The 15,120-nt window shown below is 72.3% G+C and carries 13 protein-coding genes; 8 read left to right on the plus strand and 5 right to left on the minus strand.

Annotated features, from left to right (window positions below):
• Positions 1-164: 164 nt before the first annotated feature.
• A complete protein-coding gene (locus AOQ37_RS18670; protein WP_078890259.1) occupies positions 165-1,661 on the minus strand; it encodes an MFS transporter in 1,497 nt (498 codons plus the stop codon).
• Between the two features lie 247 nt (positions 1,662-1,908).
• Between AOQ37_RS18670 and AOQ37_RS18675 the strand changes: the two genes are divergently transcribed.
• The 5 genes from AOQ37_RS18675 to AOQ37_RS18695 all read left to right on the plus strand — a co-directional run bounded on the left by AOQ37_RS18675 (position 1,909) and on the right by AOQ37_RS18695 (position 7,994).
• Positions 1,909-2,532 (plus strand): TetR/AcrR family transcriptional regulator, encoded by a 624-nt coding sequence (locus tag AOQ37_RS18675; protein ID WP_062645693.1) that lies wholly within the window; start codon positions 1,909-1,911, stop codon positions 2,530-2,532.
• A gap of 321 nt (positions 2,533-2,853) precedes the next feature.
• Entirely contained in the window at positions 2,854-5,181 is a 2,328-nt protein-coding gene (locus tag AOQ37_RS18680) for a family 78 glycoside hydrolase catalytic domain (RefSeq protein ID WP_062645694.1), read from the plus strand.
• A 136-nt stretch (positions 5,182-5,317) separates the two neighbouring features.
• Positions 5,318-7,072 (plus strand): glycoside hydrolase family 3 protein, encoded by a 1,755-nt coding sequence (locus AOQ37_RS18685; RefSeq protein ID WP_062645695.1) that lies wholly within the window; start codon positions 5,318-5,320, stop codon positions 7,070-7,072.
• Between the two features lie 192 nt (positions 7,073-7,264).
• Entirely contained in the window at positions 7,265-7,702 is a 438-nt protein-coding gene (locus AOQ37_RS18690; RefSeq protein ID WP_062645696.1) for an ATP-binding protein, read from the plus strand.
• Positions 7,703-7,730: 28 nt separating this feature from the next.
• Entirely contained in the window at positions 7,731-7,994 is a 264-nt protein-coding gene (locus AOQ37_RS18695; protein WP_062645697.1) for a DUF3253 domain-containing protein, read from the plus strand.
• A gap of 81 nt (positions 7,995-8,075) precedes the next feature.
• Here the strand turns inward: AOQ37_RS18695 and AOQ37_RS18700 are convergent, their stop codons facing one another.
• Both AOQ37_RS18700 and AOQ37_RS40475 read right to left on the minus strand, forming a co-directional pair.
• Positions 8,076-9,632 carry an acyl-CoA carboxylase subunit beta gene (locus tag AOQ37_RS18700; protein ID WP_234436947.1) on the minus strand — a complete coding sequence of 519 codons (1,557 nt, stop codon included), beginning with the start codon at positions 9,630-9,632 and terminating at the stop codon, positions 8,076-8,078.
• A gap of 240 nt (positions 9,633-9,872) precedes the next feature.
• On the minus strand, positions 9,873-10,079 hold the full coding sequence (locus AOQ37_RS40475; RefSeq protein WP_062645699.1) for an acyl-CoA carboxylase epsilon subunit: 207 nt from the start codon (positions 10,077-10,079) through the stop codon (positions 9,873-9,875).
• A 207-nt stretch (positions 10,080-10,286) separates the two neighbouring features.
• Between AOQ37_RS40475 and AOQ37_RS18710 the strand changes: the two genes are divergently transcribed.
• Together AOQ37_RS18710 and AOQ37_RS18715 are read left to right on the plus strand one after the other, a co-directional pair.
• Positions 10,287-10,814: a SigE family RNA polymerase sigma factor gene (locus tag AOQ37_RS18710; protein WP_062645700.1), complete on the plus strand. Its 528-nt coding sequence runs from the start codon at positions 10,287-10,289 to the stop codon at positions 10,812-10,814.
• Between the two features lie 40 nt (positions 10,815-10,854).
• Positions 10,855-12,084: a hypothetical protein gene (locus AOQ37_RS18715; RefSeq protein ID WP_062645701.1), complete on the plus strand. Its 1,230-nt coding sequence runs from the start codon at positions 10,855-10,857 to the stop codon at positions 12,082-12,084.
• An 85-nt stretch (positions 12,085-12,169) separates the two neighbouring features.
• Here the strand turns inward: AOQ37_RS18715 and AOQ37_RS38835 are convergent, their stop codons facing one another.
• Both AOQ37_RS38835 and AOQ37_RS18725 read right to left on the minus strand, forming a co-directional pair.
• Entirely contained in the window at positions 12,170-12,712 is a 543-nt protein-coding gene (locus AOQ37_RS38835) for an amphi-Trp domain-containing protein (protein WP_062645702.1), read from the minus strand.
• 93 nt (positions 12,713-12,805) lie between these two features.
• A complete protein-coding gene (locus tag AOQ37_RS18725) occupies positions 12,806-13,297 on the minus strand; it encodes a flavin reductase family protein (RefSeq protein WP_062645703.1) in 492 nt (163 codons plus the stop codon).
• A 357-nt stretch (positions 13,298-13,654) separates the two neighbouring features.
• Between AOQ37_RS18725 and AOQ37_RS18730 the strand changes: the two genes are divergently transcribed.
• Positions 13,655-15,118, plus strand: coding sequence for a hypothetical protein (locus AOQ37_RS18730; protein ID WP_159401354.1), 1,464 nt, complete (start codon positions 13,655-13,657; stop codon positions 15,116-15,118).
• The last annotated feature ends 2 nt before the right edge of the window (positions 15,119-15,120 follow it).

Consider the following 15,120-nt stretch of genomic DNA (forward strand, 5'->3'; position numbering starts at 1 on the left):
GGGCAGGGGCGGGCGAGCGGGACAGGGGCGGGAACGAGGCAGGGGCGAGCGAGCGGCGCCGGGGCAGCCGAGCGGGCCGGTCGAGCACGGACGGGCGTCCGGCTCGCCCGGCCTCGGCGCGGCTCACCGATTCGGCCTCGGCGCGGCCCGCCGTGTCGGCCCGGTCAGGCCGCCTTGTCGGCCTCGGTCAGCGTGTCGTCGGTCTCGGGATCACGCAGGGGCGGGATGAACAGGGAGAGCACCAGCGCCAGCAGGGTGACGAGAGCGCCGAGCCAGAAGACCCAGGCGTATCCGGCGTCCTGGTAGAAGGCGGTGCCGTCGACCACGGTGCTGTGGGCGCCGAGCAGGGCGTACGCGCCGGCGGTGACGATGGCTCCGAACAGGCTGATCAGCATGTTGAGCATGCCGCTGCCGAGCCCCTGTTCGTCCCGGGAGACGACGCCGACCACGAGCACCGGCGCACCCGCCACCACGACACCGGCGCCGATGTTGGCGACGCAGGACGTCAGGGCGAGCTCCAGCTCGTTCCCGTGGAAGAAGCCGACGAGCGTGTAGCCGACGGCCATGACCACCAGGCCCGCGATCCAGACCTTGCGGGGGTCGAGGCTGCGCAGGAAGCGGCTGACGAGGATGCCGGTACCGAACATCACCAGGTTCCAGCTCACGCTGACCACGGCGTTGTGCTGCGCCGTCCATCCGAGACCGGCCGAGACACCCGGGATGTGCGGGAAGAGGGCGAGCAGAATGGCCAGGCCCGGCATGGTGAAGGCGACCGTCTGGGCGAGGCCTCCGGCGGTGAGCGCCAGGGCCACCGGGCGGCGGCGCAGCACCCCCAGGTCGAGGATGGGGTGGGCGCTGGCCCGCTCGACGAACAGGAAGGCGACCAGGGCGGCGGCTCCGGCGCCGAGCCAGCCGAGCGTCCGGACGTCCGTCCAGCCCCAGCTCTGGCCCTGGCCCTGGCCCTGGCCGACGGCATAGATCACGGCGGTGAGGCCGCCGCCGAGGACCAGCCCGCCCGCCCAGTCGAAGCCCGAGTCGAAGGCATGGCGCGGCGTCTCCGGCACGAGCACGGCGACCAGCAGGAACGCGACGGCGGTGGCGGCGGCGAGGAACCACAGGGCACCTCGGTAGCCCCACTCGTCGACGAGCCATCCCGCCAGGAAGGGGGTGCCGAGGGCGACCAGTCCGACGCTGCTGCCGATCATGCCGCTCGCCGACTTGACCAGCCGCCGCGGGAAGATGTCGCGCACCGCGGCGAAGGAGAGCGCGCCGAACGGGCCGTAGAAGCCGGCGATCGCGCGGCCGATCAGTACCAGCCAGAAGTCTCCGGCCAGGGCGGCCAGGGCCTCGCCGCCCGCTCCCAGGGCCATCATGGCGAGCATGACGCGCTTCCTGCCGTACAGGTCACCGAGCTTGATGGCGAACGGCGTCAGCAGGGTGGACACCAGAGTGAGCGTGAGCCCGAACCATGCCACCTGGGTGGTGTGGAAGCTCTGCGCGACGCTCGCGGTCGCGTTGGCGCCGAGGATGCCGCCCGCGGCCAGGAGCTGGGTGGGCCAGGCGAGCGCGATGAGCACCGCGACGAGACGGAGGTTCCAGCCGCCGCCGGTCTTGGCGGACGGCGCGATGTCGAGTGAGGGGCTAGGCGACGTCGGTGTCATGCCAGCCCTCCTTTCACGGAGGTGCCGAAGGGAGTGAGCGGAGATGTGGGGAGTGCGCGGAGGATCGAACCCGCCGTGACCTCCTCGTCCCGGAGGGGTCGGCGTGGCGATCCGTCGTCGCGTGACGTCGATGATGACCCGAACACCTAGTGCTTACTAGGTGTTCGGCAGGTGACCCATGTCACACGCCGCTGGGCACTCCCGGCCCGTCACGGGCACCTCACAGCGCCCCGGTACCGTTTCACCCATGGCGACACCCAGGGGGCCGCGCGGCGGCTACACGGCAGGCCGGGCCCGGCGCACCCAGATCCTCGAGGCGGCACTGCTGCGCTTCGGGCAGGACGGCTACCGCAAGACCTCCCTCGCCCGGATCGCCCGGGACGCCGAGATCACCGACGCCGGACTGCTGCACCACTTCCGCGACAAGCAGCAGCTTCTGCTGGCCGTGGTCGAGCACTGGCACGACCGCATGGACACGCAGTGGGAGCGGGTGTCGGAGTCGGTGCGGGACGCGTTCCGCTGCCACCTGGAGGACACCGCCGAGACGCTCACCATGCCGGGCATGGTGGAGCTCGCCGTCGTGGTCTCCGCGGAGGCGACGGCGCCGGACCATCCGGCCCACGACTTCTTCACCCACTGGCAGGAGAAGGGCGTGAAAGAGCTCACGGAGCGCCTGCGCGCCGGAAGCCGCAACGGCGAACTGCTGCCCGACCTGGACCACGACGGCATCGCCCGCGAGTGCGCCGCCCTCGACGTCGGCCTGCGCCAGCACTGGCTCGCCTCCGGCCGCTCCTTCGACCTCACCCCGGTGATGCACGCCCACCTGGACCGTCTGATGCGCAGCATCTCCACGGACGGACGAGGGCTGTAGGGCCGGGACCGCAGGGCGAGGGACGGCCGGGACCGTAGGGCGGGGGCGGCCGGGACCGCAGACCGGGGGCGGCGGGGCAGGGACGGACCCCTCCGGGCAAGGCCCCTCGCTCGATACCAGGAACACCCCCGGAAACCGTTTGTCATGCGCATGACTCACGGTGCGCACCCGCGTGTCCACTCCCGCGCCCACCATGTGATTCACCTCATACACATGAACACCTAGCGTTCACTAGGTATTGGCGCGCATGATCGAGCCTGCTCATCTCCGTTCCACGGATCCCGCCCCCGACATCCACGCCCACGGCGCCGAGGACTCGACATGCCCCACCCCTGGACCGCCCGCGTCATCTCCCCCTCCCGACCGGCACGGCCGTCCGCGACCGAGGTCCGGCCGGCCGCTCTGCTCCGCGGCGAGTTCACCGCGCGGGGCACGGTCGGAGCGGCCCGGCTCTCCGTCACCGCGCTCGGCGTGTACGAGCTGGAACTCAACGGCGCCGTGGTGGGCGACCACGTCCTCGCCCCCGGCTGGACCAGCTACCGGCACCGCCACCGCTACCAGGTCTTCGACGTGACGGACCTGGTCGAGGAGGGCGCCAACGCCTGGGGCGCCCACCTGGCCGACGGCTGGTACCGGGGGCTGCTCGGCTTCAACGGCGGCACCCGGAACATCTACGGCGAGGACACGGGCCTGCTCGCCGAACTGCGGATCGAGTACACCGACGGCACCTCCCACACCGTCACCACGGACGGCGACTGGCGCTGGAGCGACGGACCGGTGACCGCGGCGGGCCTCTACGAGGGCGAGGAGTACGACGCCCGGCGCGAGCAGGCCGGGTGGAGCAGGCCCGGCTTCGACGACTCGGCCTGGGAGCCGGTGCGGCTCCTGCCGTTCGACACCTCCGTGCTCTTCGAGGCCGACAGCCCGCCGGTGCGCCGCGTCGAGTCCGTCGCGCCCGTCGCCGTCACCACCTCGCCCGGCGGCCGCGCTCTCGTCGACTTCGGCCAGAACCTGGTCGGACGGCTGCGCATCCGCGTCCGGGGCGAGGCGGGCCGGACCGTCACCCTGCGGCACGCGGAGGTCCTGGAGGACGGCGAGCTGTGCACCCGCCCGCTGCGGCACGCCACGGCCACCGACCGCTACACCCTGCGCGGCGACGCCGACGGTGAGGTGTGGGAGCCCCGCTTCACCTTCCACGGCTTCCGCCACGCCGAGATCGACGGCCTGCCCGGCGGCCTGGACCCGGCCGACGTCACCGCCGTGGTCCTGCACAGCGACCTGCGCCCCACCGGCTGGTTCTCCTGCTCCGACGCCTCGCTGAACCGGCTGCACGAGAACGTCGTGTGGGGCATGCGCGGCAACTTCCTCGATGTGCCCACCGACTGTCCGCAACGCGACGAGCGGCTCGGGTGGACCGGCGACGTGCAGGTCTTCGCCCCCACCGCGGCCTTCCTCTACGACGTCCGCGCCTTCCTGCGCTCCTGGCTGCGCGACCTCGCCGCCGACCAGCGCGACGACGAGCGGGGTGTCCCGCCGGTCTTCAGCCCCGCCATCCCGGTGATCACCCCCGTCGAGATCCCGCCGGGCAATCCGCCGATGGCCGGATGGTGCGACGCGGCGGTGATCGTCCCCTGGGTGCTGTACGAGCGCTACGGCGACACCGAGGTGCTGCGCGCCCAGTACGCCTCCATGCGCGGATGGGTCGATGCCGTCGACCGCATCGCCGGGGAGGGCCGGGTCTGGGGTGCGGGCTTCCAGTTCGGCGACTGGCTGGACCCGGCCGCGCCCGCCGAGGACCCCGGACGCTCGACGACCCCCTCCGACCTGGTCGCCACCGCGTACTTCGCGTACTCAGCGCGGCTGCTGGCCCGTACCGCCCAGGTGCTGGCGGAGGAGGACGACGCCGAGCACTACTACGCGCTGGCCGACTCGGTGCGCGACGCCTTCCGGGCCCGGTTCCACACCGGGGGCGGACGGCTGACGGACGAGACCCAGACCGCGTACGCCCTCGCCCTGCGCTTCCGGCTGCTGGACGACGACGCGGAGCGCGCCGAGGCCGGACGCCGGCTGGCGGACCTCGTGGCCGCGGGAGGGCACCGCATCGGCACGGGGTTCCTCGGCACCCCGCTGGTGTGCGACGCGCTGACCGACACCGGACACGTGGACACCGCCTTCGGGCTGCTCACGCAGCGCTCCTGTCCGTCGTGGCTGTACCAGGTCGACATGGGCGCCACGACCGTCTGGGAACGCTGGGACAGCATGCTCCCCGACGGCGGGGTCAATCCCGGCGAGATGACCTCGTTCAACCACTACGCGCTCGGAGCCGTCGCCGACTGGATGCACCGCAGCGTCGCCGGCCTGGCACCCGCCGAGCCCGGCTACCGCCGGCTCCTGGTCCGCCCCCGCCCGGGCGGGGGCCTGACCTGGGCCCGCGCCGCGCACGAGACGCCGTACGGCAGGGCCGAGACCGGCTGGCGCGTCGAGGGCAGCCTGCTGCTGGTGGACCTGCTCGTGCCGCCGAACACCTCCGCGCTCGTCGACCTGCCGGGCGCCGAGCCCGTGACCGCGGGCCCCGGACGGCACAGCTTCCACACCCCGCTGCCGCAGCCGCTTCCACCGGCCCCTCTCGCCCGGACCTCCGGAGCCTGACCTCCGGAGATCCGACTGCCGGGGCCGGACCTCAGGAACCTGACGTCCGAGGTCCGGCCCCCCGGCGCACCGGCGTCGCCCCGGTCGGTGCCGGTCCCGGCCCCGACCGCTTTCCTCCACCCGCGATCCCCCACCCATGGAGCACGCAGTGACCCACCCGTACCAGGACCCCAGGAACAGCGTCACCGAGCGGGTGGCGGACCTGCTGGCTCGCATGACCGTCGAGGAGAAGGCCGGGCTGCTCTTCCATCACGTCATCGGCATCGGCGACCGGCCCGCGCCCGCCGGGCGCACCGCCGAGCAGATGATGTCCGAGAGCCTGATGTCCCACTTCAACCTGCTCGGCGCCGGCAGTCCGCGCCAGATGGCCGAGCTGCACAACCATCTCCAGCAGTTGGCCGCCGACACCCGCCTCGGCATACCGGTCACCCTCTCCACCGACCCCCGGCACGCCTTCACCGACAACCCCGGCACCGCGATGCTGGCCGGTCCCTTCTCCCAGTGGCCGGAGTCGCTGGGCCTGGCCGCCATCGGCGACGCCGACCTCGTACGGCGGTACGCGGACACCGTGCGCCGCGAGTACGTGGCCGTCGGGCTGCGCGTCGCCCTGCACCCGCAGATCGACCTGGCGACCGAGCCCCGCTGGGCGCGCGGCTCGGGCACGTTCGGCGAGGACGCCGACCTGACGTCGCGGCTCGTCGCCGCGTACATCGAGGGACTGAGCGGACCAGGCGGCGGCCTCGGTGTCGACAGCGTCGCCGCGATGGTCAAGCACTTCCCCGGCGGCGGGGCGCAGAAGGACGGCGAGGACCCCCACTTCCCCTACGGAAAGGAGCAGGTCTACCCCGGCGGCCGCTTCGACTACCACCTCAAGCCCTTCGAGGCCGCCATCGCCGCGGGCGCCACCCAGGTCATGCCGTACTACGGCATGCCCGTCGGCACCGAGCACGAAGAGGTCGGCTTCGGCTTCAACCGGGGCATCATCACCGGGCTGCTGCGGGAGAAGCTGGGCTTCGACGGCATCGTCTGCACCGACTGGGGCCTCGTCACCGACCAGCTGGTCATGGGCGAACCGCACCTGGCCCGGGCCTGGGGAGTGGAGGACCTCTCCCCCGCCGAACGGCTGCTGAGGATCCTGCACGCGGGCGCCGACCAGGTCGGCGGCGAGTCGTGCGCCGAACTCATCGTGGACCTGGTGCGCACCGGCCACCTGGAGGAGTCGCGGCTCGACGCCTCCGTGGTCCGGCTGCTCGGCGAGAAGTTCCGCCTCGGCCTGTTCGACGACCGGCGCTACGTCGATGCCGACGCCGCCGAGGAGACCGTCGGGCACGCCGACTTCCACGCCGCCGGCGCGGTCGCCCAGCGCCGCTCGGGCACCCTGCTCAAGAGCGGCCCGCTGCCGCTGTCCGGCAGGCCCCGTCTGTACGTCGAGGGCGTGGATCCGGCGACGGCCGCCGAGTACGCCGACCTCGTCCCGGACCCCGCCGACGCCGACTTCGCGGTGCTGCGCCTGGCCACGCCGTACGAACCGCGGCCCGGACTGTTCGAGTCCTTCTTCCACGCCGGCCGTCTCGACTTCCCCGAGGACCGCCTCAAGGAGATCCTCGGCCTGCTCGACGCCGTACCCACCGTCGTGGCGATCCACCTGGAGCGCCCGGCCGTCATCCCCGAGATCGCCGAGCGCTCGGCGGCTCTGCTCGCCGTGTACGGCACCGGCGACCGCGCCCTGCTCGACCTGCTGTTCGGCCGGGCCGCGCCGGAGGGCTCGCTGCCGTTCCAGCTCCCCCGCTCCATGACCGAGGTCGAGGCCGGACGCCCCGACGTGCCCCAGGAGAGCGCCGACCCGCTCTACCCCTTCGGCCACGGCCTGCGCTACGCGGACGGCGTCTGAGGTCCTCGCCGTCTTCCGCCGGCCCGGTCCTCCCCCGTGCCGGCCGGAGGCGGCGGCCGGCACGGCGCGGGTGTCCTGCTCGGGGCCGTGTCCTGCTCGGGGCCGTGTCCTGCTCGGGGCCGTGTCCGGCTTGGGCCTGCGGTTTGTGGGCAGTCGGGACAGACACCCCGCTGATCGGCCCGAGGAGACGGAATGGCGAAGGACTCACCGTTGAAAGCAGTGGGATGGGCGCGTTCCCTGCCCGTGAGCAGCGGGGTGAAGGTCGCCAGGGAGTGGACGCGTTCGCATGTGTCGTCGATCGGGTGGACGAAGACCGCGCCGGATCTGGTGGACTCGATCGTGCTGGCGGTCTCCGAGCTGGTCACCAACGCCCACGTGCACGCCCACAGCGCGGCGCAGTTGATCCTGACCTGGGACGAGGAGTGCCTGCACGTCACCGTGCACGACGCCTCGCCCCGGCTGCCCGAGCCCCGCGACCCGGGCCACAGCGCGCCGGGAGGCCGCGGCCTGCTGCTGATCGACGCCCTCGCCGACAAGTGGGAGGCCTATCCCTGCCCCCGCGGCAAGAGCGTGACCGCCTGCTTCCAGGCACCCCCGTCCGGCGGGCCCGGGACGATCCGCTCGGGATGAGCGTCCCGGGCACCGAAAGGAGGCCCCCATGACAGCCGACGAGGACGAACGGCTGGAACGCGCCATCCTCGACCTCCTGGGACAGCGGCGGCCGGACGCCTCGGTCTGCCCGTCCGAGGTGGCCCGGTCCGTCCACCGGGGTGCGGACGACGGCTGGCGGCGGCTGATGGAGCCCACGCGTGCCGCGGCACAACGGCTGTCCCAGGCGGGTCGGGTGGAGATCACTCAGGGCGGGGAGCCCGTCGACCCGGCGACCGCGCGGGGGCCGATCCGGATCCGCCGGCCCCGCTGAGGGACACCCCGACGGCCTCCGCGGCAGAGGGCGGTCAACGTCACAGGGGTGCGGGCGCAGCGCTCGGCGTCGCCGCGGTCGTCACTGCGGGGGATTGCCGTGCTTGCGCGAGGGCAGGTCCGCGTGTTTCGTCCGCAGCATCGCCAGAGCCCGGATCAACGTCTCACGGGTGGCGGCGGGGTCGATCACGTCGTCCACCAGGCCGCGTTCGGCCGCGTAGTACGGGTGCATCAGTTCCGCCCGGTACTCCTTGACCATCCGCTCCCGCATGGCCTCGGGCTCGTCCGCCTCCGCGATCTGCCGGCGGAAGATGACGTTCGCGGCGCCCTCGGCGCCCATCACCGCGATCTCGTTCGTCGGCCAGGCGTACGTGACGTCCGCGCCGATGGACTGCGAGTCCATGACGATGTAGGCGCCGCCGTACGCCTTGCGCAGGATCAGCGAGATACGCGGCACGGTCGCGTTGCAGTAGGCGTACAGCAGCTTCGCGCCGTGCCGGATGACGCCGCCGTGCTCCTGGTCCACCCCCGGCAGGAAGCCCGGCACATCCACCAGGGTCACCAACGGAATATTGAAGGCGTCACACATCTGGACGAACCTGGCGCCCTTCTCGCTCGCCTCGATGTCCAGGACACCCGCGAGCACCCGTGGCTGGCTCGCCACGATTCCCACGACCTCGCCGTCCAGGCGCGCCAGCGCGCAGACGAGGTTGCGGGCCCAGCTCTCGTGGATCTCCAGGAACTCCCCGTCGTCCACGAGGTGACCGATCACCTCGGTCATGTCGTAGGGCTGGCTGCCGTCGGCCGGAACGAGGTCCACCAGCGCCTCCGAGCGCCGGTCCGGCGGATCCGTGATCGGCCCCCGCGGCGCGCACTCCCGGTTGTTCTGCGGCAGCATCGAGAGCAGATAGCGCACCTCCTCGATGCACGTCTCCTCGTCGTCGTAGGCGAAATGGCACACGCCCGAGGCCTCGGCATGCACATCCGCCCCGCCCAGGCCGTCACGCGACACCTCCTCGCCCGTCACCGTCCGCACCACGTCCGGCCCGGTGAGGAACATCTGTGACGTCCCGCGCACCATGAACACGAAATCCGTCAGCGCGGGACTGTAGGCGGCGCCTCCCGCACACGGCCCCAGCACCACCGATATCTGCGGAATGACCCCTGACGCACGCACGTTGCGACGGAAGATCCCGCCGTAACCCGCCAGCGCCACCACACCTTCCTGGATGCGCGCACCCGCGCCGTCGTTCAAGGACACCAGCGGCGCACCCGCCGCCAGGGCCATGTCCATCACCTTGTGGATCTTCTCGGCATGCGCCTCCCCCAACGCGCCCCCGAACACCCGGAAATCATGCGCGTAGACGAAGACCTGCCGGCCCTCGACGGTGCCCCACCCGGTCACCACCCCGTCGGTGTAGGGGCGCCGCGCCTCCAGCCCGAACCCGCTCGCCCGATGTCGCCGCAACAAACCCACCTCGACGAACGAGCCCTCGTCCAGCAACAGGCCGATCCGCTCCCGCGCCGACAGTCTCCTGCCGCCCGATCCACCGCTCGGACCCGCCACCGCCTCCGCACGGACCTCGCGCAGCTCGGCCACCGCCACCCGGCTACCGGCAACGTTGGAAAACTCGTCCACACCGCTCACGGCACATCCCTCCGTCGTCACGAACCCAGCACCCCCGAAACCCCCACCACGACGAACCGCGCACGCGGTTCACATGGCAGGGGTGGACAACGCCAGGCCCGACACGCCGACATCAGGAACCACCGAGAGCCACCGACCGACCCATCACTCACCCCCCCCCGACCCAGCCCACAGCGCGCGGCCCCCAGCCCGCGGCCCACAGCCGGCGCGACCCCCGACCCCAGACCCGGCCTATCGCCAACTGCGCGGCGAGCGGTAGCCGGAACTCCCGCCCAGGCCACGCCACTCGGACACACCACCGACCCGTCCCTCGTCCACATCGGCACGCCGGGCGGCCAGCAAGGACGCCACCACCGCCACCACGGCGGCGACCTCCGTCTCCGTCACCCCGCCGCCCGACACCCGCACCACCGTGTCCTGAGCGAGTTCACCGCCCATGTCCCCACCTCCCTGAGCCGTCGGCGCTCGTTGTGTGCCGCAACCCTCCTCCACCCCGCTCAAAGCCAACCGGGGCCCCGCTCGAAACCCACTCACCCCTCCCCCACACGCACCTCGCCGGAATCCCGCAGAACCCATCTGAAACATTTGGTGCCGCCCACCGCGTCTGTGAGGTGTAGGACGACGGAAAGGCGCCCAGGGGTGGGAATGAGAAAGTCCCGGACATCGTCCCGGACAGATGAGTTCATGGAGTTCGCCACCGGACGTGCCGGGCATCTGCACCGCTCCGCCTGCCTGCTCACCAGCGGTGACACGCACCTCGCCGAGGATCTGGTGCAGGAGACCCTCAGCCGGATGTACACCCTGTGGGGTCGGATGTCCCGGATCGACAACCCGGCGGCGTACGCGCAGACCGTGCTCGTGCGGACCTATCTGACACACCGGCGGCGGTACTCCGCGGCCGAGCGCCCGCTGGCCGAGCTGCCGGACACCCCGGGGCACCGGGGCTCGGACGACCCGGCCCTGCGGCTCGCGCTGCTCGAGGCCCTGCGGGAACTGCCGCCCAAGGACCGGGTGGTGGTGGTGCTGCGGTACTGGGAGGACCGCAGCGTGGAGGAGACGGCCGACGCGATGAACGTGAGTTCCGCGGCCGTACGCACCCGCTCCACGCGGGCGTTGGCGAAACTCCGCGAACGGCTCGGCGGCAGCGTCGCCGAACTGATCACCCCGGCCTGATCGTCCCCGTCCGCACCCACACATGAACTGGTGGTTCCGTATGCCCTTCGAAGACGAGCTCGGGAAGGCGCTCCGCGACACCGCGGGCACCTTCACCGTCGACCGGCGTTCCCTGGCGGAAGGCAGCCTGGCACGCGGGCGCCGCAGGCTGGCCCGCCGCCGTGCCTCCGCCGTGGCCGGAAGCGCCGCGCTGGCCGTCGTCCTCGTGACGACGGCCGGTGTCCGGCTGACCGGCGGACAGGACGGCGTCGGCACCGTCGGCGGAACGGCCTCGACATCGCCCCCGACAGTCGATCACCGGCACTTCGAGGTCACCGCCGAGGACATGGAGAACATCCTCCAGAACGGTATGGAGGACACCGGGATCGCCGTCGTCCACCCGAAGTTCCGGGCGACGGGAAGCTCCGGGGCCGGCCGGGCCGCGACGGCCTCGGTCGACTTCGGGGACGGCTTCGGGACGGCGCGGGTCACGCTCTCGGTCCGCCGGGTCGACCCGGCGGAGCAGGATCTGAAGGAGCTGATCACCTGCCCGCCCGAAGAGGATTCTCCGTACGAGGAGTGCACGACACAGCCCGGCAACCGGGCCGTGAAGGGATACACCGAGGCGGGCAAGGCGGGCGGGATCAAGGAGTGGGCGGTCACGATGCTCTCCCCCGGCGGATACCTCATCGAGGTCGCCACCCACAACCTGGCGGCGACGAACACCGGCGCCGGCGCCGGCGCCGGCACGGACACGGCCGCCCGCTCCGTGCGGCGCGACCCTCGTATGAATCCCGGCAAGCTGCGCCATCTGGCGATGTTCGTCGACGCCTCGTTCACCCCCGGGGGCGAGGCCGACTCCCTGGGCAGGGTCGAGCCGGGCACCAGGGCCGAGCCGGGCGACTTCCTGCCCCTGCTCAAGGAACTGCTGCCCGGGCGTCTGCTTGTCGACTCGGAGGGCGGCACCGCGGCGCAGGGCCATGTCGTCGTCCTCGACCCCGACAGCGGCATGCGGACCTACATCGAGGTCGGCCGGATCGCCGGCGACAAGGAGGCATGGGACGAGACCCTGCCCGACGGCACCAAGGTGGGCACCCGGCAACTGCCCGGCAAGCAGCCGGGAGTCGTCCGGCTCCGGGTCGACGCGCTCAGGGTGAACGGGCTGTGGATCTCCGCCTCCGCCTACAACGCCCCCAGTCCGACGTCCAAGAAGAGCGGCGCCGCCCCTGCGATCACGGCCGAGGAACTCAAGACGATCGCCACCAGCCGGTCCTGGCTGCTCGCCCGCTGACACCGGTCACCCGCGTCGGTCGCCCGCATCGGTCGCACACGGCGGCCACACAGCGGCCACACGACGGGACGTTCACTCGTCGGAATCAGGACGTCTTGGGCGCGGCGCGCTTCGCGGTTCTGCTCCTGCCGGTGCCCGTGCCGCTGCCGGTGCCCGTGCCGCTGCCGGTGCCCGCGCCGCTGCGACCGGTTTTGGCGGGCACCCTCTTCCGGCCGGTGCCCTGTCTGGTGGCCGTGCCCTGCTTGGTGCTCGTGGCCGGCTTGGTGCTCGTGGCCGGCTTGGTGCTCGGGGCCTCCTCGGCGTCGGCGGACTCCTCGGCGTCGGCGGACCCCTCGGCGTCGGCGGACCCCTTGCCGCTCGGAGGCTCCTTGGCGCTCGTGGTCGACGGCGCGTCCCGGGTCGGGGCGGTCGGCCACTTGAACTCGAACTCCAGCTCGATCTCGCCGCCTCCGACCTCGACCTCGATCTCGGTCCGCAGGTCGTCGGGGATCCGCAGGCTCAGCGTCCCGGGACCGAACTCCAGCTCCACGTCCCCGCCCTCCCGCAGCGCGTCCGCGAGCGCCGTGAGCTGGTCGGCCGCCTCCAGACGTGACAGCGACCGCTTCTGCTCGAACTTCAGGTCTTTCATGAACGTCTCCGATCCGGCATGAACTACACATCACTGCAATTCTGGGGTCATATGCCGTATCGGACATCCGGTGGACCTGCCCTCGCACCCGGGTCAGTCCACCGGATGACCCGGTTCGATCGCGAGCGCGTCCGAGAGCCTCAGCAGCGGACGGCCGTCGGGCCCGCCCCGTGCCCCGGACCGCACGGGGTCCAGAACGAATCCGACATGATCACCGCCGTCGATCCGCTGCTCGACCCCGCCGACGAACCACGCGTACGCGTCCTCGAGGACGAGGGTCCCGCCGTGGCCCCGCGTCCAGCGCGTCCGCGTGAACTTGTCCACCTCGTCGCCGGTCTCGCCCCCGAACAGGGCGGCCAGGTCGAACTGTTCCGGCGTCAGCAGATGCACGGCGAGGAACTCGGCGGCGCGGGCCACCTCATAGGTCCGGTTCACCTTCGACAGCCACACCACGAACCGCACCGGTCGCATGGAGCACTGGGAGGCGAAGCCCACCAGACAGCCCGCCCGCTCGCCGCCCGCCGCGGCCGTCACGACACACATGTCGGGATCCAGCAAGTCGGTGAACGCATCCATGTCCGCCATCCCATGCCCCTCCGTCGGCCACCCGGTACCCGGCGCCGGGCCGGACGAGAACCTGGTTCCCGTGGGCCGTCCGCCCACACGGCCCTCGCGCCACGCGGGCCTCCGTCCGTGCGGAACGGCGTGATTGCTCGAAAGGGCGCGGAAGTCTTCCCCGCCGGCTGCCCCTGCGGCCTTGAGGCGTGCCGCCCGGCCGGGCCACGCTGATCGGTACGGCGCCGATGAGGCGCCCCGGAACGCGGGAGACATCGCGTGACCGGCACCTGAAGAGGAACCCACGGACAGACGGACATGGTGCGCAGAGCAGAACAGGACCCGATGTCCGCCTCTCCCGGGCAGCGGCCCGCCCCGCTTTTGACGGTGACCGCCGCACCCGGCACGGCGGCTCGGGTGTGGGCCGATCTCTCCGGTCGGGGGCTCGCCACCCGAGCCGGTGCGGACACCCTCACCGCGCTCCAGCGGAGCGCGGGCAACGCAGCGTTGAGCCGGACGGTGGGCTCGGCGGACGGCCCGCGCCTTCCCCACTCCCCCGGCCCCACCGGCTCCGCCCGCCGTACCGTCCAGCGGATCGCCACGGTCCCCGGCGGCAGCTACCCGGCGGACCGCGAGGAGGGGGACAGGGGCCCGCACTTCATGGAGCAGGAGCAGGAGGCCCGGGTGGTGGCCGGCAGCGGCGCGACCCTGGGCCCTCGCGGCGTTCCCGAGCGCATCCGCTTCCCCGCCCGTGAGGTGAAACCCGCCGAGGCGGGGCTGCGCGTCGCGGACGACGGCACGCTCGCCGTGCTCGACAAGGACGAGCCGAAGGAGTTCTACGCCGTCCAGCAGGTCGTCGACAACGCCAACGCCGCCCTGGACGCCGCGGGCAGCATCGTGCGCCTCGCCCTCCAGGGCCGGAGCATCACCGTCGGCGGCCGACGGCTCTCCCGGGTGCAGCCGGTGCTCGCGCAGCAGACGCAGCAGCCGGGCGGCGAGGAGTTCGTGTCGCTGGTGCGCAGCACCTGCATCACGGTGGCCTGCAAACTGATGGGCTCCAGCCGGGACAAGACGAGCCGCGTGATGCTCGGCGGCGGCACGGGGAGCTTCGACATCACCCCCGGCTCCGACAGCGATCCGCGGATCAGCAGTCTCGCCGGCCAGATCGCCTCCTCGCCCGACGGCGGCCTGGACGTGTCCGGGGCGGTCGGCGCGGCCGGGGCCAGGGACCGGGCTGCGCCGGACAACGGCAGGGTGTACGGCGAGGCCGTCAGGAACGGCGGCCGGGACGGGACCGCCGCTCGGCTGGGCGTCAACCAGCACGCGTCACCCCACGTCGGCGAGGGGTACGCGATCTTCAGCATGGCCGCCGAGGACGAGCGCGACCACTCCGTGCAGCCGCCCGCGGCCCGCGGTGACAACGTCTGGGGGTACCACTTCGCGGCCGTGGTCGCCTCCTCCCTGGACGGCAGCTGCCGGGTGACGCTGGAGAACTACGCGCGCAACGACTTCGACAGGATCGCGCGTGAGGAGCTGTACGACACGCTGTACCAGCGGGCGAAGAAGGCCGGCGGCTGGTTCAGCACCGTCAGCGCGCTGAACGAGACCGACGACCAGCAGGCGTTCAAGAGGAAGTTCGACGACGTGATGCGCGTGCTGTGCACGGACCCGGCCATCAAGGAGGTCCAGGGGCTCCCGCGGCGCAGACTCCAGGAGGACTTCGAGGACCACACCGGTCGTGCCTGGTTCTTCCGCGTCTACGGCGGCGGGCCGGGCGAGAGCTTCCACGAACAGCAGGCCGCCTCCGGCTACTTCAACAATCCGCTCACCGTGCGGGTCGCCAGGCCCTGAGG

The sequence above is a fragment of the Streptomyces maremycinicus genome, from assembly GCF_001184025.1.
Lineage (GTDB): Bacteria > Actinomycetota > Actinomycetes > Streptomycetales > Streptomycetaceae > Streptomyces > Streptomyces maremycinicus.